21 protein-coding genes are annotated in these 24609 nt (G+C 70.9%); 10 read left to right on the top strand and 11 right to left on the bottom strand.

Translation table 11 applies throughout. The annotated features are described in order from the left end of the window. The first annotated feature begins 59 nt into the window (after nt 1-59). Nucleotides 60-506, top strand: coding sequence for an NYN domain-containing protein (locus P2T62_RS06945; protein ID WP_276260672.1), 447 nt, complete (start codon nt 60-62; stop codon nt 504-506). A gap of 40 nt (nt 507-546) precedes the next feature. Here P2T62_RS06945 and P2T62_RS06940 read toward each other — a convergent pair whose 3' ends face one another. Next, complete coding sequence (locus P2T62_RS06940) at nt 547-852, bottom strand: hypothetical protein (RefSeq protein WP_276260671.1); 306 nt, start codon at nt 850-852, stop codon at nt 547-549. A gap of 204 nt (nt 853-1056) precedes the next feature. On the opposite strand from P2T62_RS06940, the gene P2T62_RS06935 reads away from it, so the two are divergent. The 5 genes from P2T62_RS06935 to fen all read left to right on the top strand — a co-directional run bounded on the left by P2T62_RS06935 (nt 1057) and on the right by fen (nt 7442). Then, complete coding sequence (locus P2T62_RS06935) at nt 1057-1413, top strand: Hsp20/alpha crystallin family protein (protein WP_276260670.1); 357 nt, start codon at nt 1057-1059, stop codon at nt 1411-1413. A 7-nt stretch (nt 1414-1420) separates the two neighbouring features. After that, nucleotides 1421-3106: an ABC1 kinase family protein gene (locus tag P2T62_RS06930; protein WP_276261582.1), complete on the top strand. Its 1686-nt coding sequence runs from the start codon at nt 1421-1423 to the stop codon at nt 3104-3106. Nucleotides 3107-3471: 365 nt separating this feature from the next. Next, the gene (locus tag P2T62_RS06925; protein WP_276260669.1) at nt 3472-5208 is read left to right on the top strand and encodes a hypothetical protein; all 1737 of its coding nucleotides are present in this window, start codon (nt 3472-3474) and stop codon (nt 5206-5208) included. A 54-nt stretch (nt 5209-5262) separates the two neighbouring features. Then, on the top strand, nt 5263-6339 hold the full coding sequence (locus tag P2T62_RS06920) for an aminotransferase class I/II-fold pyridoxal phosphate-dependent enzyme (RefSeq protein WP_276260668.1): 1077 nt from the start codon (nt 5263-5265) through the stop codon (nt 6337-6339). 119 nt (nt 6340-6458) lie between these two features. Further along, nucleotides 6459-7442: a flap endonuclease-1 gene (gene fen / locus P2T62_RS06915; RefSeq protein ID WP_276260667.1), complete on the top strand. Its 984-nt coding sequence runs from the start codon at nt 6459-6461 to the stop codon at nt 7440-7442. A 6-nt stretch (nt 7443-7448) separates the two neighbouring features. Here fen and P2T62_RS06910 read toward each other — a convergent pair whose 3' ends face one another. Continuing rightward, entirely contained in the window at nt 7449-9563 is a 2115-nt protein-coding gene (locus P2T62_RS06910) for a metallophosphoesterase family protein (RefSeq protein WP_276260666.1), read from the bottom strand. 113 nt (nt 9564-9676) lie between these two features. Between P2T62_RS06910 and P2T62_RS06905 the strand changes: the two genes are divergently transcribed. Beyond that, complete coding sequence (locus tag P2T62_RS06905) at nt 9677-9946, top strand: BolA/IbaG family iron-sulfur metabolism protein (RefSeq protein WP_276260665.1); 270 nt, start codon at nt 9677-9679, stop codon at nt 9944-9946. Nucleotides 9947-10012: 66 nt separating this feature from the next. Here the strand turns inward: P2T62_RS06905 and P2T62_RS06900 are convergent, their stop codons facing one another. Continuing rightward, nucleotides 10013-10321 (bottom strand): hypothetical protein, encoded by a 309-nt coding sequence (locus tag P2T62_RS06900; RefSeq protein ID WP_276260664.1) that lies wholly within the window; start codon nt 10319-10321, stop codon nt 10013-10015. A 114-nt stretch (nt 10322-10435) separates the two neighbouring features. Here P2T62_RS06900 and P2T62_RS06895 point away from each other — a divergent pair, with 114 nt between their 5' ends. Next, a complete protein-coding gene (locus P2T62_RS06895; RefSeq protein ID WP_276260663.1) occupies nt 10436-11848 on the top strand; it encodes a class II fumarate hydratase in 1413 nt (470 codons plus the stop codon). A 67-nt stretch (nt 11849-11915) separates the two neighbouring features. Here the strand turns inward: P2T62_RS06895 and P2T62_RS06890 are convergent, their stop codons facing one another. Further along, entirely contained in the window at nt 11916-12872 is a 957-nt protein-coding gene (locus P2T62_RS06890; protein ID WP_276260662.1) for a hypothetical protein, read from the bottom strand. Between the two features lie 60 nt (nt 12873-12932). After that, a complete protein-coding gene (locus P2T62_RS06885; RefSeq protein WP_276260661.1) occupies nt 12933-16448 on the bottom strand; it encodes a beta strand repeat-containing protein in 3516 nt (1171 codons plus the stop codon). A 207-nt stretch (nt 16449-16655) separates the two neighbouring features. Between P2T62_RS06885 and gatE the strand changes: the two genes are divergently transcribed. Next, nucleotides 16656-18521 carry a Glu-tRNA(Gln) amidotransferase subunit GatE gene (gene gatE / locus P2T62_RS06880; protein WP_276260660.1) on the top strand — a complete coding sequence of 622 codons (1866 nt, stop codon included), beginning with the start codon at nt 16656-16658 and terminating at the stop codon, nt 18519-18521. Between the two features lie 175 nt (nt 18522-18696). On the opposite strand, the gene P2T62_RS06875 is transcribed toward gatE, so the two are convergent. Beyond that, complete coding sequence (locus P2T62_RS06875; protein WP_276260659.1) at nt 18697-19179, bottom strand: cupin domain-containing protein; 483 nt, start codon at nt 19177-19179, stop codon at nt 18697-18699. 177 nt (nt 19180-19356) lie between these two features. Between P2T62_RS06875 and P2T62_RS06870 the strand changes: the two genes are divergently transcribed. Further along, the gene (locus tag P2T62_RS06870) at nt 19357-20034 is read left to right on the top strand and encodes a helix-turn-helix domain-containing protein (protein WP_276260658.1); all 678 of its coding nucleotides are present in this window, start codon (nt 19357-19359) and stop codon (nt 20032-20034) included. On the opposite strand, the gene P2T62_RS06865 is transcribed toward P2T62_RS06870, so the two are convergent. From P2T62_RS06865 to P2T62_RS06845, 5 genes are all read right to left on the bottom strand, one after another. Further along, nucleotides 20031-21200, bottom strand: coding sequence for a hypothetical protein (locus P2T62_RS06865; RefSeq protein ID WP_276260657.1), 1170 nt, complete (start codon nt 21198-21200; stop codon nt 20031-20033). The genes P2T62_RS06870 and P2T62_RS06865 overlap by 4 nt on opposite strands. Before the next feature lie 193 nt (nt 21201-21393). Then, nucleotides 21394-22608, bottom strand: a complete 1215-nt coding sequence (locus tag P2T62_RS06860) for an MFS transporter (protein WP_420028441.1) — start codon at nt 22606-22608, stop codon at nt 21394-21396. A 114-nt stretch (nt 22609-22722) separates the two neighbouring features. Continuing rightward, entirely contained in the window at nt 22723-22878 is a 156-nt protein-coding gene (locus P2T62_RS06855; RefSeq protein ID WP_276260655.1) for a hypothetical protein, read from the bottom strand. A 115-nt stretch (nt 22879-22993) separates the two neighbouring features. After that, nucleotides 22994-23386, bottom strand: coding sequence for a PaaI family thioesterase (locus P2T62_RS06850; protein WP_276260654.1), 393 nt, complete (start codon nt 23384-23386; stop codon nt 22994-22996). A 58-nt stretch (nt 23387-23444) separates the two neighbouring features. After that, the gene (locus P2T62_RS06845) at nt 23445-24431 is read right to left on the bottom strand and encodes a sodium:calcium antiporter (RefSeq protein WP_276260653.1); all 987 of its coding nucleotides are present in this window, start codon (nt 24429-24431) and stop codon (nt 23445-23447) included. Between the last annotated feature and the right edge of the window lie 178 nt (nt 24432-24609).

Genomic DNA, 24609 nt, shown 5'->3' with positions numbered 1-24609 from the left:
GGGCCCGCGCCGCCGGGGGACCGCCAGCGCTATGCCCACCCGTCCCGCATCCGTCGGCGATGGGACTCCTCGACGGACTGTTCGGCGGCGGCACGGACCGCGTCGCGCTGTTCGTCGACGGTCCGAACGTCCTCCGGAGCGAGTTCGACACGGACCTCGACGAGGTCCGGGCGGCCGCCGCCGCGATGGGGCGGCCCGTCATCACCCGCGTCTACCTCGACGAGCAGGCCTCCTCGGGGCTCATCCAGGCCGCCGAGGCCCGGGGGTACGAGGTCGTCATCACCAGCGGGGACGTGGACGTGAAGCTCGCCGTGGACGCCGCCACGACCGTCACCGACGGCGACTGCGACGTGCTCGCGGTCGCCTCCCGGGACACCGATTTCAAGCCCGTCCTGGAGCTGGCGGCCCGGCGCGGCTGCCGGACGCTGGCCATCGCCCCGGGGACCCACGGTCGCTCGGACGCGCTGCGGAACGCCGCTCACGAGGCCGTCACGCTCGGTGAGTGACACTCGCGGAGCCGGGCCGGGCCCCGGCGCGGTGACGGTGTCACCCCGACGAGACGAGGACCCCGCCCGGACGGAGCGCGAACAGGGGCGGCGCCGACGCCGTTTCGGGGTCGAACGAGAACGAGGCCGAGGCGTCGTCCGTGTGGACCGCGGCGACGACCTGGCCGGTGGCGGGGGCCGCGACGACACCGACCTCGCCGGGCGAGAGGGCGGCGTGCCGTGTCGCGGACTCGGCGCCGTCGATGACGACCGTCGCGCTCCGGGGCTCTGTCGTTCCGTTCCGCACCAGCACCACCGCCCGGCCGTCGGCCGCCATGCGGTCGCCCGCCGCGGTGTAGGTGCTCATCCGTGATCAACCAGCGATTACTGCCGGTTCTCTAAGTACCTTCTGGCCACTTGGTATCCATTCGCACGGACGACACCGGGAGCCGCCCCTGCATCGTCGCGGGGCTGGAACGGGCGTTCCGGACGTGCGGAGCCGCCACGGGCGGGTCGGTGGCGCGGTTCCGGCTCCGGGGCCTTTTTCGCCCCCGGAGCCGTACCTCTGGGCATGAACGCGTTCCGCGAGGCCCTGCGCGAGCTCCCGGAGACGGTGTTCGCGGACCTGCTCGAGAGCGACGATGCCCACCGCGTCGTGATGGACCTGCCCGGCGCCACGGCGGACACGGTGGACGTCTCCATCGACGGCGGGCGCCTCCGCATCGAGGCCCGTCGGGCCAAGGACGTCCCCGCGGAGTTCTCGTACCTGGAGGAGGGCCGGTCGCTGTTCCTGGACGCCGAGCTGCCGCTGCCGCCGAACGCCGGCGACGAGGGCGCCACCGCCTCCATGAACCGGGGTGTCCTCACGGTGACGCTCCCGAAGCGGGGCGCGGCGGGCGAGACGCGGGTGCCTGTCGAGGACGCGTAAGCGCGTGGTGAACCTCCGCGCGTACCGCCGGTTCCCCGTCGTCGTCTACCAGTTCCTGCCGCTCCTGCTGGCGTACGCCCGAGACCGGCGGCGGTTCCTCCTGTTCGGGCGAGCCCGGCAGGTCGACGCCGAGACGCGTCGCCGCCGGGCCCGGAAGCTGCTGGACTCGCTGCTGACGCTGGGCCCGACGTTCATCAAGCTCGGGCAGATCCTCTCGACCCGGCCGGACATCCTCCCGCCGGAGTACATCGACGAGTTCGAGCAACTGCAGGACCGTGTCCCGCCGGCCGACTGGGAGGCCGTTCGCCCGGTCATCGAGGAGGACCTGGGGCCCGTCGACGAGGCGTTCGAGTCGTTCGACACTGACCCCATCAGCGGGGCCTCGCTCGGACAGGTGTACACGGCGACGGTCCCGGAACCGGTCGCGGGGAGCCCCGACGGCCGCCGCGAGGTCGCGGTGAAGGTCCGGCGGCCGGGCATCGAGTCCCTGGTCGAGGCCGACCTCCGGGTCATCACGTTCTCGCTGCCCATCCTGATGCGGTTCATCGACCAGGCCCGCTCGTTCTCGATGCGGACGCTCGCCGACGAGTTCGCGAAGACCATCCGCGAGGAGATGGACTACGAACGCGAACGGGGGATGCTGGAGGAGATCCGCGCGAACTTCGCCGACGAGCCCGCGGTCCGCATCCCGGCGGTCGACGCCGAGCGCTCCACGGGCCGGGTGCTGACGATGGAGTACGTCCCCGGGACGAAGATCTCCGACGTGGAGGGACTGGACGAGCGCGGCCTCGACCGGACGGCGCTGGCGGAGACGCTCCAGCGCGCCTACCTGAAGATGCTCGTCACGGACGGCACCTTCCACGCCGACCCCCATCCCGGCAACCTCGCCGTGCAGGACGACGGGACGCTCGTGTTCTACGACTTCGGGATGTCCGGCCGGGTCGACGCCTTCGTCCAGGACAAGATCGTCGACTTCTACATCGCCGTCGCGGACCAGGACATCGACGCCATCCTCGATACGCTCATCGAGCTCGGGACGTTGTCGCCCGAGGCCGACCGCGAGGTGATGGCCGACGTGATGGAGCTGGCCATCGCCGACGCCCGCGGCGAGGACATCGAGCAGTACCGCGTCCAGCAGATCGTCGAGCAGGTCGAGGACACCATCTACGAGTTCCCGCTCCGGCTGCCGCCGAACCTGGCGCTCGTCCTGCGCGTGGCGACGGTCGTCGAGGGTGTCTGCGTGACGCTGGACCCGGACTTCGACTTCATCGAAGTCGCCACCGACTACCTCCGGCAGGAGGGGTACGTCCAGGCCAGCGTCCGGGAGTTCCTCACCGAGCGCGCCGAGGAGGTCAACGACGCCGCCCGCGCCGCGGTCCGAACCCCCCCGAAACTGGAGGACGCGCTCGACCGCATCAACCGCGGCGACCTCGAGGTCGAGGCGACCGTCTCGGACGAGGAGGCGGTCTTCGACACCCTCGCCCGACGGCTCGTGCTGGGACTGCTGCTGACGGGGACGGTGCTCTCGACGGCCATCCTCTACGCCTTCGCGACACCCGTCTCGGCGGTCGCGCCGGGGGTCGCCGGCGGACTCGTGCTGTTCCTCCTGTACCGCTCGTTCCGGGAGCCGAGCGGCATCAGCGCCAAGCCACAGTTCACCCGCCAGGAGATGCGCAAGCGCCAGGACGACTGAGCGTTCACGAACCTCGGACGGCCTCCGGGTCGTTCACGCTGTACCAGGCCGACTTGGTCCCACACCGGAACGAGGATTCGAGCACCAGGACAACGAGACGCTGCGAGCGGAGATGCGGACGCTCGCGGGCACCGTCGACCGCGCCGCCATCGTGGCCTGTCGCCGCCGGCCCGCACTTGAACAGCCGGATATATCACGCCGGTACCGAGGACCTGAACGTACGTTCGAGGCCGTCAGCGTCCCGGTGAGGCGGTTCGAGGGGGTCGAACGGCGCTACGCTTAACCGTCACGAGCCGATGGTGGCCACAAGGATGAAACGGGGACGGGGGCCGCCGCCTGGTGGGGCGGGGGCCGGGAGAGCGACCGTGACGCTGTTCGAGGACCGGGCCTCGACGCAGGTCCTCGGGTTCGCGCTGATGTTCTCGGTGACGATGACCACGTTCGCCATCTACCAGGCCGACGTGGTTCCACACCAGAACGAACGGATCGAGTTCGAGCACTCGCAGGCGCTCGAGAGCGAGATGGAGGCGCTCCAGCAGACGATGCAGGAGACGGGCCGCAGTGGGACGACCCAGTCGGTGACGCTGGCGACCTCGCCATCGTACCCGGCGCGGGCCGTGGCGGTGAACCCGCCGGAGCCCCGGAGCCGGCTGTCGACGAGCGAGCGGATGGTCGACGGCGTGGCACTCAGCGGCTTCAGCGCGTCGGCCGCCCCGGACTACTGGGACGGGTCGACCCGCCGGTTCGACACCCGGCTCCTGTCGCTCGAGGCGGAGTACCGGCGTGCTGCCGAGCCGACCTACCGGCTCGAACACGGCGTGCTCGTCAAGGAGTTCGACAACGGCGAGCTGAGGCTGGTCTCCGACGGCGGACTCGTCTCCGGGAACCGCATCCAGCTGGTGCTCCTCTCGGGCGAGTACCGCCGGCAGGCACGGCAGGCGAAGGTCGACATCGAGCCCGTGAGCACGTCGACCCGGTACACGACCGTCACCGCGACGGGGTCGCCGGCGACGCTGACGCTGCCGACGAACCTCCCCGAGTCGGCCTGGGACGGGTACGTGGCCGACGAGTCGAAGCTGACGGGGCTGCGCTACACGGACACGGGGAGCGGGACGCCGAACGAGGTGACGCTGGAGTTCGACTCGACCGGGAGCGCGACCTACCAGCTCCGCATCACCCGCCTCGGCGTCGGTGACACAGCGACCGCCACCCCCGCCTACGTCTCGGCCGCGGGTGACCGGGCGAAGCTCCTGGAGCCGAGCACCACCTACCGGTTCACCGCCCGGGTCAACGACCCCGCGGGGAGCGGCGTGAACGGCGAGGCGGTCCACCTGAACACCGTGTCCGGGAGCGGGATGCTGTCGGCCGCGGAACTCGACACCAGCGGCGACGGGACGGTGACGTTCGAGTACACCACGGGGCCCAGCCCGTCCTCACCGGTCCGGATCCGCGCGAGCATCGACGGCGACGACCCGGCCGACGACGCCAGGAAGGTCCGGTTCGAGCTGACTGACACCGGCCGCCCGACGACCAGCCCCGGCCCGCCGCCATCGGGCTCGAACCCGGTCTACACGGTCATGTCGGCGAACCAGCGGTTCGCGGGCCTCGGGACGGTCGACCAGTTCCACCTCTCGAACGGCCACGCCGTGACGACCGACGAGTGTCTGCTGGGAATCGGCTCCTCGACCACCGGGCCGAGCCCGGGACCGCCGCCGTGGGCTGCCGCCGCCACGGCGACCTGTGACGCGGAGGAGCGGGTCAGCCTGGACGCGACGCTGACTGGGACGAGCGACCGCTACCGCGTGCAGGTGGAACTGGTCGACACCGACGACGACGCCGACCCCGACGCAGGGGCAGTCAGCATCACGAAGAACGGCAACGACTACGCGGAGGGCGAACTCGAGGGGGATGCCGTCGACCGCATCTTCGACGGGGGCGAGACCGACGTGTTCGAGCCCGATAACTACGATTCGTTCGATACCGGAGGGCTCCTCGACGACGAGGACGTCGAGGGTGATCTCGATGCCATCAGCATCGACGACGCTTCGCTGATGGTCAACGAGATGCACGGGCGCGTCGACGTCGAGCCCGACGAGGACTGAGCGGCCGGCCGCCGGACCCCAGTCGGTTTTGTCCTCCGCCCCCGAGCCCCCGGTATGCAGATCGAGCCGTTCGCCCTGGAGCGGTGGTTCGCCGCCCACGAGGCGGACAACCTGATGCTCGCCGAGTCCGGCGTGCGGCCGCTGGACCCGACCCGCTTCGACCTCGTTCCCGAGGACTTCGGCTACGTCATCCCGACCGACGGGGACCCCGGACTCCGGGCCCATATCGGCGAGCGCTACGACCGCGACGCCGACGAGGTGCTGCTGACCTGTGGCGCGCAGGAGGCCAACTTCGTCACGTTCGCCGCGCTCATGGGCGAGCACGCCGTCGTCGTCACGCCCACGTACCAGTCGCTCCACGCGCTCCCGGAGGCGTTCGGCGCGGTGACCCGCGTCGAACTCGACGCGGGGGCGGACTGGCGGCTCGACCCCGAGGCCGTCGCCGAAGCCATCCGCCCGGACACGGCCCTCGTGGTACTCAACAACCCGAACAACCCAACCGGGCGGGTCCACCGGCCCGACCGTGTCCGCGCGGTGTACGAACACGCTGCGGACGCCGGCGCGTACCTCCTCTGTGACGGGGTGTACCGGCCGTTCGCCGGCGCCGACGAGGTCCCGCCGCCGGCCGCCAGCCTCGGCCCGTACGGCGTCTCCACCTGCAGCCTCTCGAAGGCCTACGGCCTCGCGGGCCTGCGCTTCGGCTGGGTCGCCGGGCCGCGCGAGGTGGTCGAGGCCGCCGCCCAGTGGAAGGACTACACCACCATCTCACCGCCCGCGGTCTCCCAGCGCGTCGCCGAGCAGGCGCTGGAACCGGAGACGGAGGCCGAGATCCTGGCCGAGAGCCGCGACCTGGCGGCCCGGAACCACGAACTCGTCCGCGAGTTCGTCGACCGGCACGGACTGGCGTGGACCGAGCCCGAGACCGGCGTGAACGCGTTCATCGAGGTGCCGGACGGGTTCTTCGGTGGCCGGTCGTTCTGCGAGCGGGTCGTCGAGGAGGCCGGCGTGGTGCTGGCGCCGGGCGAGGCGTTCGACCAGCCCGACCGCTTCCGGCTCGGCTTCGGCGACGAGACGGCGCATCTGGAGGAGGGCCTGGAGCGGCTGGACGAACTGCTCGAACGGCACGCCTGAGAACGCCCTCGTACTCCGGTGTCGCCGCAGACCCCATCGCGCCGGCGGGGGAGGTCGGACCCGGAGCCGCCGGGACCCCCTCGCAGGCTTCAAGCCGGACACCCCCCAACGACGCGTCAATGGGCAACGCGGACCTTCGGCAACTGGCGGTCATCGAGGACGTGTCGTTCGACGACCTCGAGGGGAGTGTCGTCGCCGTCGACGCGCACAACTGGCTCTACCGCTACCTGACGACGACGGTCAAGTTCACCAGCACGAGCGCGTACACCACCTCGACGGGTGAGGAGGTGGCGAACCTCATCGGGACCGTCCAGGGGTTGCCGAAGTTCCTCGAACACGACGTGACGCCGGTCTTCGTCTTCGACGGCGGGACGACCGAGTTGAAGGCCGACGAGGTGGCCGAGCGCCGCGAGCAGCGCGAGCAGTACGAGGACGACCTCGAGACCGCCCGCGAGGAGGGGGCCGACGCCGCGACCATCGCCACCCTCGAATCGCGCACCCAGCGCCTGACCGAGACCATCCGACAGACCACCCGCGAGCTGCTCGAACTGCTGGACGTGCCGGTCATCGAGGCGCCCGCCGAGGGCGAGGCACAGGCGGCGTACATGGCCCGGCAGGGGACCGTCGACTACGCCGGCACGGAGGACTACGACTCGCTCCTGCTGGGCGCACCGCTCACGCTGCGCCAGCTCACGAGCAAGGGCGACCCGGAGCTGATGGACTTCGAGGCCACCCTCGCGAAGCACGACCTCTCCTGGGCGCAGCTCGTCGACGCGGCCATCCTGATGGGGACGGACTTCAACGAGGGCGTCTCCGGTATCGGCCCGAAGACGGCGGTCAAACTGCTCAACGAGCACGGCGACATCTGGGCCGTCTTCGAGGCCGAGGACTGCTACGTCGAGCACACGGACGCCATCCGGGGGCTGTTCCTCGACCCCGACGTGACCGACGACACCGACTTCGACACCGACATCGACCCGGACATCGCGGCCGCGAAGGCGTTCGTCACCGAGGAGTGGGAGGTGCCCGCCGACGAGGTCGAGCGCGGGTTCGAGCGCATCGAGGAGGCCGTCACGCAGACCGGACTGGACCGCTGGACCTGAGGTCGGCTATCGCCCCTGCCCGCCGCCCTGCCCCGGCGACTCGCCGGTGACCGTGAAGCTCGTCTCCTCGCCGGGCGGGACGGTGAACGCGACCTTGATATCCGTCTGCGGGTCGGCATCGCGCCGCCAGACGACCGTGCCGCCTTCGACAGTGGGGTTCTCGGCCGTCGTCGAGACGGTCACTGCGCCCTCCCGCGCCACCGTCTGCTCGTTCGAGACCGTGACGGTCCGGCCGTTCGGGGAGTTCGCGCTGCCCTCGTCGGTCACACCCAGGAGGTACGACGGCGTGGAGTAGAGCCCGACCGCGTCCTGCGAGGCGTCCCAGCGTCCCGGATTGACGGCCCGCACGTCGAGGAAGCCCGGGGAGACGGGGTACCGGAACCGCTGGGGGTCGAGCCCCCCGGCCGTCGTGTCGTAGTCGAACTGCCGGTAGCCCCAGTACTCGCCCGTCGAGGACATCGTGGACGCGACGTTGACGTACAGCGTCCCCTTCGAGGTGTCGTGGATGTCGGCGATGAGGTCCGCCGCGTCGGCCGTCCCGGGGGCGGCGCGTTCGACGGAGGGGTTGGGATAGTTCTCGACGCGGTCCGTCGTCTCTCCGCCCGTGCTCTCGTATGTCTGTCTCGCGTAATGTGAGCCCAGTTCTGGTGGTGCGTCGGGGGAGTTCAGAGCGGCCACGATGTCGGCGGGATTGCCCGCCGTGTAGACATCGACGTACGCGTCCTCGGGCGCATCCTTCCAGTTCGCCAGCGACCGCGCGACGCGGTCCTGGTGGGAGTGCCCGCAGAAGAACGCGTCCACGCCGGTCTCGTCGAAGAGCCGCCGGAGCGCGAAGGCGTTCTCCCCGGTCCAGCGCTGCCCGCTGTCGACGATGCGGGCGCCGCGGGCGAACTGCTCGGCGCCGGGCTCGCCGTCCGTCTCGTCGTACGCCCGGTTCTTCGGGTCCGGCACCCAGGAGGGGTTGTGGTGGCCGACCGCGAGCACGGAGCGGTCGGTGTCGGCGACGCGGCCGAGTTCCTCGCGGAGCCACGCCAGCTGTGCGTCCCGGACCTGCCCGCCGTACGTCGAGACCGCGGCGCTCGCGCCCAGCCGGTCCAGGTACGACCAGTCGAACGTGTCGACGGCGACGACCTGCGCGACGTCACCGATGGCGACGCTGTAGGATGGCGGCCCGAACGTCTCGCGGTAGAGCGCCTTCCCGTCGGTGCCGGACTGGACGTAGGCGTCGTGGTTCCCGCAGGTGATGAACGTCGGCGCCTGGACCCGGTTCATCACGTCCCAGGCGTCCTCGAACTCGGCGTAGAACTTCCCGGGCACGTCCTGGCCGAGACAGAGGTCACCCGCCATCAGGACGATATCCGGGTCGAGCGCGTTCACCTCGGCGATGGCGCGGCGGGTGGCGGCCCACCGGTTATCGGGTCGGTCACCGAAGACGCGTCGCGCGCGCTGGACGAACGGCTCCGGCGACTGCTCGTCCTGTGCCTCGGTGAAGCCGGACTGGAGCGCCCGCGGGTCGCCGATCTGCGGGTCGGCGATGACCGCCACGTCCAGCGTCTCGGGGATGGACTCCCGGACGCTCACCGCGCGGGGCTGGCGGTCCTCGCCGCCGGTCGGGCTCGTCACGCTGGCCTCCCACGTGACCACGAGGTCGTACAGGTCGGGCGTGAACGCCGGGCTGCTGTCCAGCGAGGGCACCTCGAACTCGAAGACGACGACCTGCTCGTACTGTCCCTCGTCGTCGTGGGCCTCGGAGCCCTCGACCTCGGCGTCCGAGTTCCAGATGCGACTCGTCGCGCCGTCCAGGGGCTCGCCGCCGTCGAGCCCTATCTCCGCTGACCCACCGAAACTCGGCTCCAGACGGGCCTCGACCATCCCGAACGGTCCCGCGTTCGCGTCGAGTTCCACCCGGAGCGTCTCGCCAGCCTCGACCACCTCGGGCACGCCCGAGAGCGGCGACCGGATCTCGTTGACCTTCGGGGCGTACGCCTCCGAGCCGTCGACCGGCGTCGGGTTCTGTTCGGCCTCGCCGTCCCCGTTCGCCGCCGCGGACCCGGCACCACCAGCGCCGGCGAGCGCCCCCGCGCTCGCACCCACCGTTCTGAGAAACGTACGTCGTTCCATACGGGACTGTTCGACTCGGTATCCATGGCTACGATGCCGTTGATGTAGGGAGCCTTACATAGTGACGGAGCGTTCAGGGGAGATTTATCCCCGCGCCGCACCCACGACCGACCATGGACCCAGCCGACGTCGAGGACCTCATCCGGGACGCGCTCCCCGAGGCCCGCGTGCGCGTCCGCCGCGCCCGCGGCCAGCACGACGACGACCACCTCGCAGCGCTCGTCGTCTCATCGGCGTTCGAGGACGAACTGCTCGTGAACCAGCACCAGATGGTGTACGACGCGCTCGATGGCCACATGACGACCGACATCCACGCGCTGGAACTCCAGACCTACACGCCCGCGGAGTTCGAGGACGCGGACGCGGAGTTCGAGTCAGAATAAGCGTATAGTTCTACAATCACACGAATTATTAACGAAATTTCTACATTTTCGTAGAATGAGGCACTTTCAGACAGTATCGTCGCCCTCGCCGAGTTCCACGTCCTCGCCGGCGCCGTCGGCGTCGGTCATCTCGGCGAGCGCGCCGGTCTCGACCGCCGACAGGCCGTCGATGTCGAGCACGTCGGCCACCGCGTCGCCCGGAACCGTGACGAGCACGTCGCCGAACCCGAGGTCGCGCTCGTGATCGCCACCCAGGGCCTCGACGGCCGCCACGATGTCGTCGGGGTCGGTGTCGTCGTCGGTCCGCAGGACCAGCGCGACGGGGTCGTTGGGCGGGTCCTCGACCATCGGCTGCACCGCGTTGGAGACGTACATATCGCCGGAGTCGGGACGATGGCGCTTGTGTGTAGCGGAGGACCGGCGGGGCAGGCGACGGCCAACGCCGCCGACTTCGACGGGATTTAGCCCCTCCCCCGCGAGCGCCGAGCCATGAGCGACGACGAGGACTACCGGACCGAACGCGACAGTCTCGGCGAGATGCAGGTGCCCGCGGACGCCTACTGGGGCGCACAGACCCAGCGCGCGCTCCAGAACTTCCCCATCTCGGGCATCAGCTTCGGACGCCGGTTCGTCCGCGCGCTCGGTATCGTCAAGAAGTCCGCCGCACGCGCGAACCTCGACCTCGAGTTGATCCCCGAGGAGAAGGGCGAGGCCATCGTGCAGGCCGCCGACGAGGTCATCGCCGGCGAGCACGACGAGCACTTCCCGGTCGACGTGTTCCAGACCGGGAGCGGCACCTCCTCGAACATGAACGCCAACGAGGTCATCGCCAACCGCGCCACCGAAATCGTCGGCGGGGAGATCGGGACGCGAGAGGTCCACCCCAACGACCACGTCAACTACGGCCAGTCCAGCAACGACGTCATCCCGACGGCGATGCACGTCGCCTCCCTCGAGGCGGTCGAGCGCGACCTCATCCCGGCGCTGGAGACGCTGCGCGAGGAACTCGCCGCGAAGGAGGAGGAGTTCGCGGACGTCGTCAAGACGGGCCGCACCCACCTGCAGGACGCGACCCCGGTCACGCTGGGCCAGGAGTTCGGCGGCTACCGCGCGCAGGTCGAGAAGGGGATCAGCCGCGCCGGCTCCACCCGTGACCACCTCGGCGAACTCGCGCTCGGCGGGACCGCCACGGGGACCGGCCTGAACACCCACCCCGAGTTCCCGGCTCGCGCCGCCGAGTACATCAGCGAGGAGACCGGCCTCGAGTTCCGCGAGGCCGACAACCACTTCGAGGCCCAGGCCGCCCACGACGCGATGGGCGAGGCGCACGGGCAACTGCGGACCATCGCCGGGAGCCTGAACAAGATCGCCAACGACCTCCGTCTCCTCGCGTCGGGCCCGCGTAACGGCCTCAACGAGATCGACCAGCCGGAGAACCAGCCCGGCTCCTCCATCATGCCCGGGAAGATCAACCCGGTCGTCGCCGAGTCGGTCAACCAGGTCCACAAGCAGGTCGTCGGCAACGACGCCGCCGTCGCCGCGGGCGCCGCGGAGGGCCAGATCGACCTCAACCTCTACAAGCCGGTCTGTGCCCACAACTTCCTCCAGTCGGCGAAGCTCCTCTCGAACACGGCCGAGGTGTTCGGCGAGAAGTTCGTCCACAAGCTGGAGGCCGACGAGGAGTACTGTGCCGACCGCGTCGAGCAGTCGATGGCGCTCGCCACGGCGCTCAACCCGGCCATCGGCTACGACAAGGCCAGCAAGGTCGCAAAGCGCGCCCTCGCCGAGGACAAGACCGTCCGCGAGGTCGTCCTCGAGGAGGGCTACCTCTCCGAGGCGGAGGCCGACGAGGTGCTCGACCCCATGAAGATGACCGAGCGCGGCATCCTCGGCGACGACTGAGCGTCGTCCAGGCGCGCGGTCGGCCGGAGGCGGCCGCGCCCGACCGATTCCCCTTCCCACCGACGCCCTAGTCGTCCTGTGCCCACGCGGGCCAGCCGACCCAGCCGCCCGTCCCGTTCTCGCTTCCGCTCCCGGAGCCCGCCGCCGCCCGGAGCTCCGCGTCCGCGAACCAGTTGTCGGCCGACCTGCTGGCGTTCGCGGCGGCAGCGCGCTCGCGTGGCGGCGCGTCCGCGACCCAGTCCGGCGGCGTCACCGACGTGTTCCCGACCGCCCGGTAGCGCGACTCGATGGTGACGAACGTCCGCGACCCCTCGCGCCAGCGCACGCGGAGCGCCGTCACGCGCCCGTCGGGCCGGACGAGCGCCGCGACCCGGTAGCCCGAGACCGAGCCGTTCGCGAGCGTCGTCACCTCCGGCGGGGCGCCACGGCCACGGAGGAGGTACAGCCGCTCTCCGTCCTCGCGGACCCGCGAGACCGTCAGCCGGTCGGCCGCGAGGTAGCGCGCGACCAGCGCCTCCGCCCGGTCGTCGACGACGCCCTCACCGTTACGGGGTCGCTCGACGGGTCGGACCCCGACGGCCGCACCCGGCGGGCGGCGCTCGAAGGCCACGCCCCCCGCCGCGTACTCCGTGGTCGCCGCCCGCCAGGGACCGAGGCCGCTCGCGTTCGTCTCGCGGACCCGTCGGTCGACGCGGTACGTCGTCGCGTTGGCCACCCGGACCACCCGGACCGTCTCGCGGTCGGAGTTGGGGAGGTCCCGGCGGTAGGTCGTCACGTTGCGCGCGAGGACCCAGGTGTAGTTGGTCGCCGTGAGCGTGGCCGCGTGCGCGTCGCCGACCGTCCACGGCTCGACCGGGGCCCGGAGGAAGTCGGGGCGCGCCCGGGCCGCCTCCGCGCTCGCGTCGCCCGGAACGGGCGCCGGTGTCAGCGTCGGCGTCGGCTCACGCTGGCCGGGTGTGCCGACCGCGCTGCAGCCGGCAAGCAGCAGCAGTCCCGCGAGTACCACCGCGACCGCTCGGGTCACGGACCGACTACGACCGGAGCGGACAAGAACTGTCCGGGGCCGGATACGGACCGACCCTGCTCAGGGCTTCAGCACGAGCAGGTAGATGGCACCCGCCCCGACCGCCAGCGCACCGACACCGCCGAAGACCATCCCGAGCGGGCCGAGGCCGCCGAAGTCACCGCCTGGGTCGTCCGGCGAGCGCGGCGCGCTGACCTCGTCGCTGGTGCCCTGCTCACCGGGGGCGGGCGACTCGCCATCCGGCGTGGAGTCACCGGTCCCGTCGCCGTCACCGGTACCGGTGTCGTTCGGGTCGTCGCCGTCCGACCGGTCGGTGGTTCGGGTGGGCGTGTCGGTGGGAGTCCCCGTCGGCGTCGTGGCGTCCTCGTCCGGGGCGGTGACGTTCACCGTCCCGGCGGTGACGTTCTCGGCGCGGAAGGTGTACGAACCGGGGGTGGAGGGAGTTCGGTGGAAGGTGATCCGCTCGCGCTCGCCCGGCACGAGTTCGACGAACCGGCTCTGGACGAAGTCACCGCCCCGGAACAGATCGACCTCGTAGGTGCCGCCGCCGTCGCCGCTGTTCCGGACCGTCGCGTCGATGGCGACCGTCCCGCCGACCCGCATCGTCGTCCGGTTCACGTCCGCGGCGGTCGTGGCGAACGACGGGGATTCCTCGGGCGGTCCGGCACCGCCGCCCCCGCCGCCTCCGCCACCACCGGCGCCGAAGTCGTCGGGTGAGGTACTACCGCTGTCGGTACCGTCGCTGCCATCGCCACCGTCGGTTCCATCGTCGCCGTCGGTACCATCGCTGCCATCACCGCCGCCGGGCGTCGGGGTCGCCGTCCCACCATCACCGTCGCCCGGTGTCGGCGTCGCCGTTCCATCATCGCCGTCGCCGGGCGTCGGAGTCGCCGTTCCATCATCGCCGTCGCCGGGCGTCGGAGTCGCCGTCCCGTCACCGCTCGTCTCGACGAGGGGCGCGAAGGTGCTGAACGAGTCGAGACCGGCCGTGACGACGTTCCCCGCTTCGTCGGTCTCGGCGCCCTCGACTCGCACGTACTCGCCCGCCCCCTCGTCGTAGCTGTACAGCGAGAGCGCCGACTCGTCGCTCACGCTTGCCGGGGTGTACGAGATGGTGACATCGACCGACGCGTCGTCGGCGTTCGGGCTGATGTCCACGTAGTCGGTGGTCCCCTCCAGCCCGTCGCCCGTGGGCTGTGGGTCGGGGACCGGCGAGAACCGCACCTCCGTCGCCGAGTCGAAGCTCACGTTGACGTTCCGGAAGCCGTCACCCTCGGCGACGAAGAGGTTCAGGTGGGTCGCGGTGGTGAGCGCCGTGTCCCCGGTCAGATTCAGGCCGGCCCCGCCGTTGCCGAGGACGGCGCTGTCCTCGACGGAGACGCCCTGCGCGCTCTCGACCGCGATACCGTCGCCGCCGTTGTCCCTGGTCAGGGTGTCGGCGACCGTGACGGCGTCCCCCGAGATCGCGATGCCGTCGCCGGCGCTCCCGGCGACGGTCATCCCGCGGAGGGTGTGCCCGGCCGGGACCCCGCTGGTGCCCGCACCGACCGTGACGCCGGTGCCGAAGTCCTCGACGGTGAGGCCCTCGACCGTCACGTTCGTCTCCCCGTCCGGGAGGGCGATGCCGACGGCATCGCTCCCGCCGCTACCCGAGAGGGTCCGGTCCCGCTCGCCGCCGAAGCCGAAACCGACGAGCGTCGAATCGCTGGCGGCCACCTCCAGGCAGTCGCCGCTGCCGCTCAGGTCGGCGTCGACGCGGTACGTCTCGCCGTCGCGCCAATCGCTGTATCCGCAGGCCGTGATGGCGTTCTCGAGGTCGGCCGCGGGCGCGTACGTGGTCGCGGGGTTCGAGATGTTCGCGGAGACGGTCCGGGCGTCGGCGTCGTTGCTGGAGCCGTCGACCGTCGACCAGGCCCCGTCGTACGCCTGGATGCGCGCGGTCGACCTGACCAGCGGCGGGTCGGAGACCGACGCCGGCGGGTAGTGGACCGTCAGGTCGAGGAAGCCGCCGTCGCCGTCGTCCCCGGTGACACCGCCCAGGCCGCCGCCCGTGCCGGTAGTCGTGCTCGCGTCGAGGTAGGGCCCGAACGTCCGGCTCCCGGGACGCGCGTTCGCCGGCGGGACGGTGCTGCCGAACGCGACGTCGCTGGCGGCGAACGAGAGCTCCGCGCTGGAGATCGTCATCCGCTCGACGGTCGTGGTCCCGCCGCCCGTCGCGTTGAACGTCTCGCCGTTGCCGTTGACCGTGACGCCGGCCAGCGTGTTCCCGTCGGAGGCCTGGACGCGGATACCGACATCGTCGTTGCGCTGGACCTGGGTCTCCTCGACGGCGCTCCCCGTCGTGTTCGAGAGGAGAACCCCGTGCCGGGTGTTCGAACTCGCGGACGCGCCGTTGATGTCGTCGGTGGGGTCGGCGTCGGAGACGGTGACGCCGGTGGCGTCGGTCAGGTCGAGGCCGTCGCGGTTCCCGGTCGCGACGAGGCCGAGGACCGTGGTGTTCGAGCCAGCGAGCCGCGCGCCGGCGTCGCCGTTGTTCCGGGCCTCGAGGGCCGAGGTGCCGGCCACCAGCCGCCGCGCGTCCCGCGAGCCGTCCAGTGCCGGGAGGCGGAAGCCGTCGCCGCCGTTCCGGCTCGCGGTCGACCCCAGCACGTGAACGCCCGCCGCCCGCACGACGACCCCGTGCCGGTCGTTGTCGGTGACCGCGAGGTTCCGGAGGGTCGTGTTGGGGGCGGTCGATTCGACGGTGACGCCGTCGAACCCGTTCGCGGTGACGGTCGCCCCCGTGATCGTCGCCCGGTCGACGTCCCGGATGAGCAGCCCGCGGGCGAGGTTGTCGGTGAAGCTGCCGCCGGTCACCGTGAGCGCGGTCGCGTCGACCGACACCTTCAGGCCGGCCTCCTGGTTCCGCCGGGCGTCGGTCGCCTCGACCACGGCCGCCCCGCCGAGCACCTCCGCTCCGACGCCGTTCTGGGTGAGCGTCCCCTGTTCGATGGTGGCGTTGGCGAACACCGTTCGGATGCCGGCCCCGGAGTTGTCGTGGCCGGTGATCCCGACCAGCTCGATGCCGGTCACGTCGTCGGTGTCCTCCGAGCCGCTCACGAGGACCCCGTGGCCGGACCGCCTCGCAGTCAGGTCACGGACCACGACGTTCCGGGTCTCGCCCTCCGGACCCGCCGTGATCGCCAGCGCGGCCGCGTCCGAGCCACCGGACAGGACGTGGCCATCGCCGTCCAGCGTCACGTCGCCGGCGGTGATCTCCAGACAGTCGCCGCTGTCGGTCGACAGGTCGGCGGCGAGCCGGTAGTCGCCGGACGAATCGATGGTCCGGCACTCCGAGACGGTGGTCGTCGGGACGGGAGTCGGTGTCGGCGTCGCGGTCGGCGTCGGTGTGGTGTTCCCGCCGTCGGGTGTCGGGGTCGGGGTCGTGTTCCCCTCGTGGTTCGTGACGCTCGTGACCGTGCCCGCCAGGACGGCACCGGGACCGAAGGCAGCGACCAGCAGGCAGGCACTCAGTGCCAGTGCGAGGAGGGCCACCCGGGTCCGGCTACCCCCCCGCTGCGTGGGCCGGGTTCTCATCGTCCACATGAGTCTGACACAACCGTATCAACCTTCCGGGTACCGGGGGCGCTCGCTCGCCGGTTGAACGGACGTTCACCGTCTCTACCCGGGGAACGACCCTCCGACGCCGGCCGGCTCACGCGGCGAGGTACCGGTGACCCGGCCGGCGCCCGACGGCCCCCCGCCATCGGGCCGTTTTTGGTCCCGCCCGCCGCACCCGCTCGCATGGACCACGACCGCGACTACGACTACGCCGACCTCGGGCTCGTCGCGGGGCTGGAGATCCACCAGCAACTCGACACCGCGACGAAGCTGTTCTGCTCCTGTCCGACGGCGCGGCGCGAACCGGCAGAATCCACCCGCCGGTTCACCCGCTACCTCCACCCGACGCGCTCGGAGCTGGGGGAGATCGACGACGCCGCGCTCGAGGAATCACGGGTCGAGCGCGAGTTCGAGTACCTCGCGTTCGACACGACCTGCCTCGTCGAGGAGGACGACGAGCCGCCCGCCCGACTCGACGAGGAGGCCCTGGAGGTGGCGCTGGAGATCGCTGCGCTGCTGGATATGGACGTCGTCGACGCGGTGCAGGTGATGCGGAAGATCGTCGTCGACGGGTCGAACACGACGGGCTTCCAGCGCTCCTCGCTGGTCGCGACCGACGGCGAGATAGCCACGAGCGAGGGCCCCGTCGGCATCACGGATATGCTACTGGAGGAGGAGTCCGCCCAGCGCGTCGAGGAGACCGACGAGGGCGTCCGCTGGGGCCTCGACCGCCTCGGCATCCCGCTCGTCGAGATCGGTACCGGGCCGGACATCCGCTCGCCGGAGCAGGCCCGCGAGGCCGCCGAGCGCATCGGGATGCTCCTGCGCTCGACGGGGAAGGTCAAGCGCGGGCTGGGGACCATCCGCCAGGACGTCAACGTCTCCATCGCCGACGGCGCCCGCATCGAACTGAAGGGCGTGCAGTCGCTCGACGACATCGACGACATCGTGCGCCTCGAGGCGCACCGGCAGGTCCGCCTGCTCGAACTCCGCGACGACCTGCAGGAGCGCGACGCGCACGTGGGCGACACGCAGGACGTGACCGAGGTCTTCGCGGACACCGAGTCGGGCGTCATCGCGGGGGCGTCGGCCGTGATGGCGGTCCCGCTGTACGGCTTCGATGGTATCGTCGGCGCCGAGATACAGCCCGACCGCCGGCTGGGCACCGAACTGTCCGACCACGCGAAGCGCCACGGCGCCGGCGGCATCTTCCACACCGACGAGTTGCCGGCCTACGGCGTCACCGAGGCCGAGGTGGCCGACCTGCGCGACGCCGTCGGGGCCGGCGCCGAGGACGCGGTCGCCATCGTCGCCGCCTCGCGCGACGTGGCCGAGCAGTCCATCGAGGCCGTCGCCGAGCGCGCCGCGGTGGCGCTGGAGGGCGTCCCCGAGGAGACCCGCGACGCCAACGAGGACGGCACCTCGCGCTACCTCCGGCCGCTGCCGGGCGCCGCCCGGATGTACCCCGAGACGGACGTGCCGCCCGTCGAACCCGACCCGAGCGAGGTCGAGACGCCCGAACTCCTGACCGAGAAGGTCGAGCGCTACCAGGAGGAGTACAGGCTGGACGCGGGGCTGGCCGAGCAGGTCGCCTACGGCCGCCGGATGCCCGTCTTCGAGGAAGCGGTCGACCGCGGGATCGACCCGACCACGGCGGCGACCATGCTGGAGTCGACGATCACGGAACTCCGGCGTGACGACGTGCCCGTCGAGAACCTCACCGACGACCACCTGCTCGACGTGCTCGCGCTGGTCGAGGCCGGCGACCTGGCGAAGGAGGGCATCGGCGAGGTGCTGACGGTGCTGGCCGAACAGCCCGACCTCCCGGCCGACGAGGCCGTCGAGGAGGCCGGCCTCTCGGGGGTCGACGAGGCCGAGGTGCGCGAGGCCGTCGCCGAGGTCGTCGAACGGAACGCGGGACAGGTCGAAGCGGAGGGTATGGGCGCCTTCTCGGCCCTGATGGGCGAGGCGATGGGCGCACTCCGCGGGAAGGCCGACGGCGAGGTCGTGAGCGACGTGCTGCGCGAGGAGATCCAGAAACGAGCGTAGAAGGAGATAGAATCGACACCAAACGCATTACCCGCCCGATTCACCAGTATTCTGTCGAACTGACCGCCAGTACGACAGATATCCGTCGGCGGCGATATGGCTCCCCGATGCCCTCGTCACCATCGTCGCGAGAGCCACGGAGCCGAGGCACCCACGACAGCGGCCTCACCGGCCCCTACATCGAGAACGAGGTGCCACACTCGTTGCAGGTGAAGGCGAAGCGGCCCTCCTCGTTGATGGTCGTGGCGTGGGGCGTCTCCTCGCCGCACTCGCGGCAGTCGACGACGGACTCCAGTTCGTCCCAGTCGTGCTGTGCGCCGGGTGCGCCGAGCGCCCAGCCCCGCACGTCCTCGTCGCCGCGGTTCCAGCCCGTCTGGTACTCGCCGGGCTCGAACCGGATGACCTCGCCCGCCTCGACGAGCACCGTCTCGCGGTCCAGACCGACCTCGAACTCCACCGACCCCTCCATCACGTAGAACACCTCCTCCTGGTCGTGGTGGGTGTGCAGGCCGCCGGAGAACGACTCCTCGGGCTGGAGTTCGAAGTAGTTCATCGCGAAGTGCTCGGTCCCGAGCGCCGAGGAGACGGGCTTGCGGAGGCTGTGGACCCCGAGGGGGCTGTTCTGCGTTTCGACGTCGTCGATGGCGACCTTCTCCATACGCCTGCAGCGGGTGGAGGCCGCATAAAACGGTGGGGCGAGCGGGGGGGGCGCCGCGAGGGGGAGGCCCGAACCCGGCCCGTCACCCGACTCCGTGCGTCGGAACCGTTAACCACCCTGGCACAGACGACATGGTGTACCGGGGCTCACCGACACCCGCCTCGGCTCGTGGTGACGATGCGCTACTTCGACCTCGTACTGGCTCCGGGCGAACACGGCATCCATCCCGTAGACGGTCGGCTGGCGGCCGCGCCGGGGGTCACGCGCGAGCTGCTCCACCACGCCGACGCGTACGTCGACGGCACGGGCGCGCTGCTGTACCGACTCCGGGGTGACCCGGAGGCCGCGGTCGCCGCCATCCGGGGGGAGGGACTGCTCGACTACGACGTGACCGAGCCCGACGAGGATGGACGCTTCTACTGCTACGTCCATCTCGCCGCGAACGAGCCGGGCGGGACCCTCCTGGGGCTCCCGTACGACCACGCGCTCATCGTGGAGACTCCCATCCGGTTCAGCGAGGACGGGACCCTCCGACTCCGTATCGTCGGGCAGCACGCGACGCTCCGAGACGCGCTCACGGCCATCCCCGACGACATCCGGGTGACCGTCGAGGAGGTCGGGCGCTACACCCCCGGCCGGAAGGACGCCCGCGAACTCCTGACCGACCGCCAGCGCGAGATCTTCGAGACCGCCGTCGACCGGGGCTACTACCGCATCCCACGGGGCATCACCCAGACGGAGCTGGCCGAGGAGCTCGACCTGGCGCCGTCGACCGTCGACGAACACCTCAGGAAGGCCGAATCGACGATGCTCTCGTCGATCCTCGACGAGTACCACCAGCGCGGCGGTGACTAGTCCCGCCGGCGCGCGAGCAGCCCGAGCGCCACCACGCCACCCAGCGCCGCGAGGACGCCGAACCCGGGACCGCTGCCGGCCGTCGGCGTCATCCGGCCCTCGTCGTCGGGCTGGAGCTGCTGCCCGCCACCGTCGCCACCGCCCGCGGCCGTCGCGGTCGCGGTACTCCCACTGCTGCCGCCACCACCACTGCCGCCACCACCACTGCCGCCACCACCACTGCCGCCGCTAGCTGCGGTGGCTGTCGGGGTCGCCGTCGACTGCGAGCCGTCCGTGGAGCCGCCGGACGGGTCCCCGCTGCTCCCGCCGGCGGCCGTCGGCGTGGCCGTCGCCGTCGGCGTCGGTGTGGCCGTCGCCGTCGGCGTGGCCGTCGCCGTCACCGTCGACTGGGCCCCGCCGGAGTCGCCCGAGTCGTCCGAGCCACCGCCGTCCGGCGTCGGGGTCGCCGTCGAATCCGTGCCACCCGAACCGTCGTCGGCCGAGTCCGAATTGCTGTGCGGCGGCGGACCGAGCTGTTCCCTGGCCTCCGCCTCGGACGAGCAGTCACAGACGTAGAAGTACTTCGAGTAGAGGAGGACCTCCTGGAAGTTCCCCTGGTAGTTGGTCCCGTTCACGTACCCCTTGAACTGGTACCAGCCCGGGTCCGAGGGCGTGACGACGCAGTTGGCGAGCTTCGCGACCGTCTCGTCGGTGTCGTTGAGGTAGGTCGGCTCCCCCCCGAGGTCACCCTCGTCGTAGATGGTGACCGCGATGACCCGTCCCTCCACGGAGTAGCTGCTCATGTGGCGCAGGAGGCCCGTGTCGGTCTTCGTCCCCGGGTCGTCGTTGTTGCGGTCGATGCCGAACGCCTGCGCGTCGCTGGGCGCGCAGTCCTTGAACCGCGTGTCCTGGGTCGTGATCTTGTAGTTGTCGATCGTCTCGAGCCCGTCGCTCCCATCCCAGGGCCCCTTCCCCTTCGACAACATCAGGTACGCGGTCGAGGTGTCCGGGCTGTGGTTCTCCGGGACGATGGTGAAGTTGGCCCCGTCGGAGGGCGGGCGCTTCTCCATGTCCGGTTCGGGCGGGTTCCCCGGCGTCGCGATGCTCCCGGCCGCGGGGATAGCCGCCAGTGCCGATACCACCACCAGTGCCGTCAGCAGGACGGCGTACGTGCGTTGCAGTCTCATGCTGGCTGTCGTTCCGGTCGACCGGCCGCCACCCACGTCCCCCACGAGCGACACCCGGTGTTCACCCGAAGGTGGGTCCACAGCACAATCACTCCGCTGCAGAACATTGCCGGGTGCTTATTACAGGTATTCCATCCAGCGCCATCGAACACCATCGAGTGCCGACGGCCCGGGCTCCGGGCGCGGCTCGATGTCAGTCACCGGCCACCGGACGGGCGGTACTCCGGCGACGGTGGTGCTGGTGCCCGATGATGCCGGCAGCGACCAGCAAGCACACACCGAGGCCGGCGAAGGCCACCTCGTAGCTCGCGACCGAGGCGACGATGCCGACGTAGGCCGGACCGAGGCTCCCGACACCGAGGAACAGGGCTCGCGCGGCCCCGAGGTCACCGCCCACGTTCGCGTCCGGTGCCGCGTCGAGCAGGATGGCGTCGACGACGGGGAACTGGGTCTTGTAACCGAGCGCGAGCGCGACGACGCAGGCGGCCAGCGCCGGGACCGACGACAGGAGGACGACACCGCCCATCGACACGGTCGCGAGCAGCAGGCCCGCCACGGAGACGCCACGGCGGGAGAACCGGTCGGCGAGCCACCCCGCGACCGGTTTCGTCCCGATGCCGGTGAGGAAGATGAGCGCGAACCCGGCCGACGCCAGCGCCTCGGGGAGGCCCTTCGCGTGCGTGAGGTACGTCGGGAGGAAGTTGATCCAGCCGCCGATCATGAAGTAGAACAGCGCGTACGCGGCCAGCACCTCGCGCTGCTCGCGGGTGGTCGCCAGCCGGCGTACCGTCGCCCGGAACTCCAGCGAGGCCGGACCCGTCCGGTAGGGTTCGCGGTTCCACCACACGTACAGCAGCGTCGCGAGCGCCAGCAGGCCGGCGATGGGGAGGAACGGCGAGCGCCAGTCCGCGGCCTCGAGCGCGGCGCGGACGCCGGCCGGGAGCCCGACGATGGGGAGCGTGGTCGCGAGCACGAGCGCCGCGACACCCGCCGCGACCAGCCCCCCGATGTCGGTGCCGGCGGTGTAGATGCCGAGCGCGCGTCCCCGCCGCTCCACGAACAGATCGGAGAGCAACGCCCGCGACGGGGTGACGTAGACCCCCTTGCCGACGCCCAGGAGGATCGCACCCGCCACGAAGGCCAGGTAGGTCGGGGCGGCACCGATGGCGAGGAAGCCGACCGCCAGTATCGCGAGCCCGGGGACGATGAGGGTCGCCCGTGACCACTCGTCGGAGAGCCGTCCGCTCGGATACTGGGCGACGGCGTACACCGCCTGGAACGCCGTCAGGGCGAGGCCGGCGGTGGCAGATGTCAGCGAGAGGTCGTCGATGATGGCCGGCAGCAGCGGGCTCAGGATGAACCGGCCGCCCTGCAGGACGGCCCACCCCAGCAGGAGAACGGCCAGCATCCGGCCGGCGTAGCCCGATTCCTCGTCGGTCGTCACTACCGGAGCGAGGAACAGGGGCCACTTGTGCGGCCCGGTCCGGCGCCGCGGGCGACAGGTCGGCCCGGTCGGCCAGGATCAGACCGCGCTGCCGCCCGTCGGCGGCTCGTGTTCGTGCTCGTCCTCGTCGTCCCCGCCGAGCGTCTTCTCGGTCATCCACCAGCCGGCGGCCCCGACCGCGAAGAGGGCCAGGATGCAGGTGGCGATGATCACGAAGGCTACCGTGGCGCTCATATCCGAGGGTTCTCGTCCTGATTCAAGAAGGTGTCTACTCCGGATTCCCGCCGTGCGACCGGGTCGCACGGCGACGTGCCCGCCCCGGCCGGAATCACTCCGCCGACCCGCAATGTCAGGGCTCGAAGATGGAGTACGAACCGGTCGCCCTCGCGACCGACTCCCCGTCGACCGTCACGTCCGATTCGAGGTAGGCGACCGTCCGCCCGCGCTTCGTGACCGTCGTCTCGCAGACGAGCGTTCCCCCGGAGACGGCCTCGAGGTAGCTGATCTTGATCTCGATGGTGGCACAGAGCTCGTCGGCACCGAGCCCGGGATAGAGGGCGGCACCCATCCCCGTGTCCGCCATGGCGTACGCGACCGCCCCGTGGAGGACACCGTGCGGGTTGCGGAGGCGGTCGGTCACGTCCAGTTCCCCGCGGCTGTACCCCTCCTCGATGTCGGTGAACTCCAGCCCGATGAGGTCGGAGAACCCCGCATCGTCGTTGGCCGTCGGGTCGTCGGTCATGGTACTGCCGTGCGCGGCGGGTCACGAAGAATCCCGGGGCCGGTCACTGGCCGGATGGTCACTGCCCGGCGAACAGCAGCAGCCGTCCCGCCACGAAGACCAGGTACAGCATCAACAGTGTCGTCCCCTCGCCGCGACCGAGCCCGCCCGACCGCCGACGGATCTGCACCAGCAGGGCGACGCCGACGAGGAGCTTGAACGGCAGGTCCCAGAGGATTACCGACTGCGGGACCTGGTAGGTCGAGATGGTCGCGCCGAGGCCCACACCGACGAGCGAGTTGACGACGTTGCTCCCGACGAGCGTTCCGAGTGCCAGCGTCGGGGTGCGCCGGCGGATGGCCTCCCGGACCACGCTCAACTCGGGAAGTGCCGCCGCGACGCCGATGGTGACGACCCCGACCATCGACCCACCCAGTGCGAGGCGCTGGACGACCACGTCGACCGTGTCGAGGACGACGAACGAGGCGACCAGCACGGCGACCAGCGCGACGGCCCCGACCGCGGCGTCGCGGCCCGGCGCGCCGCTCTCGACCTCGGGTATCCCCTGCGTCCGCTGTCGGCGGGCGTAGCTGTAGACGAAGTAGGCCCCGTATGCGCCGACCAGGACGACCCCGTCGAGTCGGGAGAGGTGGCCGTCGACTGCCAGCACGAGCAGCAGGGCCAGCGCACCGAGCATCGGGAGGTATCGTGCGCGGACGAACGAGGTGGTCAGGTCGAGCCGGCCGTAGCCGACGAGGAAGACGCCGAACAGGAGCAGCTGCTGGACGGTCGAGCTGCCGGTGTTGCTGCCCAGCACCGTCGCCGAGGCGACTACGGGGTCCAGCGCCCCCGAGAGGATGCCGGCGCTGGCGATGACGCCGGTCGCGATCTCCGGGAGGCTGGTCCCGAGCGCGACGACGGTCATCGCGACCAGTTCCTCGTCCACGTCGAAGTGGGTCGCGACCCGGGTCGCCCGGTCGACGACGACGCCCGCCGCCCGGACGAGGGCGACCAGTGCTACGGCGCCGACCGCGAGCGTCCCGAGGAGCGCAGGTGTGACGGCCACTGTCTGCGTCAAATTCGGGATGGAATATAACTCTCCGTCTCTCCGTTCACTGGGCGATATAGAGAATAGGATTAGTTACTGAATTGATTCCGAGTTGGGCGTAAAATTGCTTATTAGGCGTGTCTTTTTGGTGAATATGTACAGTATACGGTTCGAAAACGTTCTTGGTCGGAAGCGA

It is taken from the genome of Haloglomus litoreum (assembly GCF_029338515.1).
GTDB classification, from domain to species: Archaea; Halobacteriota; Halobacteria; order Halobacteriales; family Haloarculaceae; genus Haloglomus; species Haloglomus litoreum.
The sequence above is the reverse complement of the archived record's forward strand: the minus strand, read 5'-3'. Positions and strand labels throughout refer to the sequence as shown.

Excerpts from the sequence above, each read along its gene's own strand:
- P2T62_RS06945 (WP_276260672.1), top strand. The coding sequence starts at position 60 with ATGGGACTCCTCGACGGACTGTTCGGCGGCGGCACGGACCGCGTCGCG.
- P2T62_RS06940 (WP_276260671.1), bottom strand. The coding sequence starts at position 852 with ATGAGCACCTACACCGCGGCGGGCGACCGCATGGCGGCCGACGGCCGG.
- P2T62_RS06935 (WP_276260670.1), top strand. The coding sequence starts at position 1,057 with ATGAACGCGTTCCGCGAGGCCCTGCGCGAGCTCCCGGAGACGGTGTTC.
- P2T62_RS06920 (WP_276260668.1), top strand. The coding sequence starts at position 5,263 with ATGCAGATCGAGCCGTTCGCCCTGGAGCGGTGGTTCGCCGCCCACGAG.
- fen (WP_276260667.1), top strand. The coding sequence starts at position 6,459 with ATGGGCAACGCGGACCTTCGGCAACTGGCGGTCATCGAGGACGTGTCG.
- P2T62_RS06910 (WP_276260666.1), bottom strand. The coding sequence starts at position 9,563 with ATGGAACGACGTACGTTTCTCAGAACGGTGGGTGCGAGCGCGGGGGCG.
- P2T62_RS06905 (WP_276260665.1), top strand. The coding sequence starts at position 9,677 with ATGGACCCAGCCGACGTCGAGGACCTCATCCGGGACGCGCTCCCCGAG.
- P2T62_RS06900 (WP_276260664.1), bottom strand. The coding sequence starts at position 10,321 with ATGTACGTCTCCAACGCGGTGCAGCCGATGGTCGAGGACCCGCCCAAC.
- P2T62_RS06895 (WP_276260663.1), top strand. The coding sequence starts at position 10,436 with ATGAGCGACGACGAGGACTACCGGACCGAACGCGACAGTCTCGGCGAG.
- P2T62_RS06885 (WP_276260661.1), bottom strand. The coding sequence starts at position 16,448 with ATGAGAACCCGGCCCACGCAGCGGGGGGGTAGCCGGACCCGGGTGGCC.
- gatE (WP_276260660.1), top strand. The coding sequence starts at position 16,656 with ATGGACCACGACCGCGACTACGACTACGCCGACCTCGGGCTCGTCGCG.
- P2T62_RS06875 (WP_276260659.1), bottom strand. The coding sequence starts at position 19,179 with ATGGAGAAGGTCGCCATCGACGACGTCGAAACGCAGAACAGCCCCCTC.
- P2T62_RS06870 (WP_276260658.1), top strand. The coding sequence starts at position 19,357 with ATGCGCTACTTCGACCTCGTACTGGCTCCGGGCGAACACGGCATCCAT.
- P2T62_RS06865 (WP_276260657.1), bottom strand. The coding sequence starts at position 21,200 with ATGAGACTGCAACGCACGTACGCCGTCCTGCTGACGGCACTGGTGGTG.
- P2T62_RS06860 (WP_420028441.1), bottom strand. The coding sequence starts at position 22,608 with ATGCTGGCCGTTCTCCTGCTGGGGTGGGCCGTCCTGCAGGGCGGCCGG.
- P2T62_RS06855 (WP_276260655.1), bottom strand. The coding sequence starts at position 22,878 with ATGAGCGCCACGGTAGCCTTCGTGATCATCGCCACCTGCATCCTGGCC.
- P2T62_RS06850 (WP_276260654.1), bottom strand. The coding sequence starts at position 23,386 with ATGACCGACGACCCGACGGCCAACGACGATGCGGGGTTCTCCGACCTC.